The 893-nt window shown below is 67.9% G+C and carries 1 pseudogene; it reads left to right on the plus strand.

The features are described from left to right. Positions 1-893: pseudogene (locus tag BST42_RS29830) on the plus strand (hypothetical protein); the annotation flags it as partial.

Here is an 893-nt window from a genome sequence, read left to right on the forward strand (position 1 = left end):
ACCACGTTCACGGGTCAGCTGGCGACCACGATCCAGGCCGGAATTGCGGCCGGGCTCACCGGTTTCCAGGCTCTGCTGGATGCGTTGGGCAATCCGCTCAGCGCGCTGTCGGCTGCGTTCCAGGCTGCCTTGGCGGCGTTCCCGAACCCGCAGGCGTTCTTCGACGCTCTGGTTCAGGCGTTCAGCAACATCGACGTCAACCTGGGTCTGGCACTGCAGGCCGTGATCAATGCCTCGATCGACGGCCCGCAGGCCTTCCTCGAAGCGCTGGTGAACGGCGGGGCGGCACTGGCGGCGGCGTTCAATGCGGCACTGGCCAACTTCCCGAGCCCGCAGGCCTTCGTCGACGCCCTGGTCGGGGCGTTCGCAGCGCTCAACCCGACGCTGGGCATCCTGGCCGACGCTTTCACCACGTTCACGGGTCAGCTGGCCACCACGATCCAGGCCGGAATTGCGGCCGGGCTCACCGGTTTCCAGGCTCTGCTGAATGCGCTGGGCAACCCGCTGAGTGCTCTGTCGGCGGCGTTCCAGGCGGCGCTCGAAGCGTTCCCGACCCCGCAGGCGTTCATCAACGCGCTGGTTCAGGCGTTCGGCAACATCGACGTGAACCTGGGTCTGGCACTGCAGGCCATCATCAACGCCTCGATCGACGGCCCGCAGGCCTTCCTCGAAGCGCTGGTGAACGGCGGGGCGGCACTGGCCGCGGCATTCAACGCCGCATTGGCCAACTTCCCGACCCCGCAGGCCTTCGTCGACGCGCTCACCGGCGCGCTGGCGGCGATCAACCCGACGCTGGGCGTTCTCGCGAACGCGCTGACCACGTTCACGGGTCAGCTGGCGACCACGATCCAGGCCGGAATTGCGGCCGGGCTCACCGGTTTCCAGGCTCTGCT

The organism is Mycolicibacterium rhodesiae (assembly GCF_002086695.1).
Taxonomy (GTDB): Bacteria; Actinomycetota; Actinomycetes; order Mycobacteriales; family Mycobacteriaceae; genus Mycobacterium; species Mycobacterium rhodesiae.